This is a genomic window from Pseudaeromonas pectinilytica (assembly GCF_054780855.1).
In genome coordinates this window covers 1-1,714 of record NZ_BAAGVN010000228.1, presented here as the reverse complement: position 1 = coordinate 1,714, position 1,714 = coordinate 1, and the positions used below count along the sequence as shown (strand labels likewise).

The 1,714-nt window shown below is 56.5% G+C and carries 1 protein-coding gene; it reads right to left on the bottom strand.

Translation table 11 applies throughout. The annotated features are described in order from the left end of the window. Nucleotides 1-105: 105 nt before the first annotated feature. The gene (locus ACYVG7_RS10420) at nucleotides 106-1,203 is read right to left on the bottom strand and encodes an SEL1-like repeat protein (RefSeq protein ID WP_460883051.1); all 1,098 of its coding nucleotides are present in this window, start codon (nucleotides 1,201-1,203) and stop codon (nucleotides 106-108) included. Nucleotides 1,204-1,714 lie beyond the last annotated feature (511 nt).

Here is a 1,714-nt window from a genome sequence, read left to right as displayed (position 1 = left end):
TGAAACCACTCCTGCAGCTTCCCTCGATGTCCGGCCAAGACAACAGACAACAAAAAGGGGCGCCGGATTTACCGTAACGCCCCTTATACGCACTAGCAGATGGGGTTACTGCTTGGGTTGGTACAGTTCAACATACTGGCCAGCCAGTGCCTGCGCCTCTGCCAATACCGCAGGCGATAAACGCTTGGCGACAAGGTCACGGTTTGTAGCCGCCTCGACATCCCCATTGGCGGCAGACACCGAACTCCAGACGTAAGCTAGCTTGTTATCCTGCACCACACCCTTACCGATGTCGTACATCATTCCGAGGATACGTTGTGCCTTGGCATCGCCCTGTTCGGCGGCCTTGCGGATCCAAGCCACCGCTTGCTTGTCGTCCTGTGCCACCCCGCGGCCATGGAAGTACATAAACCCCAGCCTATATTGCGCATCGACATGGCCCTGTTCGGCGGCCTTGCGGATCCAAGCCACCGCTTGCTTGTCGTCCTGTGCCACCCCGTGGCCATTGAAGTACATTGTCCCGAGCACGAATTGGGCATAGACATTGCCCTGCTCGGCGGCTTTTCGGAACCACGCCACCGCTTGCTTGTAGTCCTGCGCCACCCCCTCACCATTCGCGTACATTGCCCCGAGCCGGAATTGGGCATAGACATTGCCCTGTTCGGCAGCCTTGCGGGACCAAGCCACCGCCTGCTTGTAGTCCTGCGCCACCCCGCGGCCATTGAAGTACATTTCCCCCAGCAAACCTTGCGCACCGACATTGCCCTGCTCGGCGGCCTTGCGGGACCAAGCCACCGCTTGCTTGTCGTCCTGTGCCACCCCCATGCCATACTTGTACAGTACCCCGAGCAGGGATTGGGCATCGACATTGCCCTGCTCGGCGGCCTTGCGGGTCCAAGCCACCCCTTGCTTGTCGTCCTGTGCCACCCCCATGCCATACTTGTACAGTACCCCCAGCAAACCTTGCGCCTTGGCATCGCCCTGCTCGGCGGCCTTGCGGGTCCAAACTACCGCCTGCTTGTAGTCCTGCGCCACCCCGCGGCCAGTGAAGTACATTGACCCGAGCAGGGATTGGGCATCGACATTGCCCTGCTCGGCCGCTTTCTGCACTTCGGAAATGGGGGCATTTTTCCAGTCATTCGCCTGCAGGGTGGAGCCCCAACAAGCCACGACGACCAGCAGTGCCAAAATCTCTTTTTTCATCTCTTTTCTACCGATCTATAGATTCTGCCTCGCATTGTATCGCGGGGCACCAGAGGTTTGTCTCGGGGATCCCAAAATAGCACAGGATCGACCAGAAACACGCCGCACCTAATCGCTTTGAGGATCTTTAATATCGGCGTGGATTTAAACAAAAAACCTAAGCACGAACATAGCGTCCCGAAAGAAGCTAAAAACAAACGTTCGTAAAAGTAAAAGGCCCCCATAAAGGGAGCCTCTGCCAGGAAGAACCTGGGGCAGGTCACACTTACGCGGGGCTGGCCCGACCTATGAGGCTGTGGGATGCGCTTCACTAAGAAGCCCTGAAACCATCCATATATTGATCGTAACTAGTGATTGCTTGCACTGCATGGAAAATTGCAGTGCAAGCAAGATCCATGATCAAAAGTTGGCAAAAAAAGACTGCGCAAAACAGGCAATATGTTAAATAGCCGACTTAACCAGGGAAAATCGCGCCCTCGCGCTGGCCAGTCGCGCTACTCTCCGAAAACCG